General features: G+C 75.4%; 1 protein-coding gene. It reads right to left on the reverse strand.

The window, feature by feature from the left end; all coding sequences use genetic code 11:
• Positions 1-240, reverse strand: a 240-nt coding sequence (locus ACQG3P_RS22770; protein ID WP_426806318.1) for a hypothetical protein, incomplete at both ends; no start/stop codon positions are given.

The following is a 240-nucleotide window of genomic DNA, read 5'->3' on the forward strand; positions in this document are numbered from 1 at the left end:
CGCGACCCCGATCCCCGGATTGCCCAGGTCGCGCAGGCGGGTGAGGGTGCCCCGCAGGCGCCCGTTGTCGCGCTGGTGCAGGCCGCTGGACGGCTCGTCGAGCACGGACATCACCCCGACCAGGCCGGCGCCGATCGGGCTGGCCCGGCGGATGCGCTGGGCTTCGCCACCGGACAGGGAGCCGGCCTTGCGCTCCCGGGTGAGGTAATCCCGGCCCACGTCGACCAGGAAGCCCAGGCG

Origin of the sequence: Stenotrophomonas sp. SrG (assembly GCF_050031795.1) — a bacterium.
Classification (GTDB): Bacteria; Pseudomonadota; Gammaproteobacteria; order Xanthomonadales; family Xanthomonadaceae; genus Stenotrophomonas; species Stenotrophomonas rhizophila_A.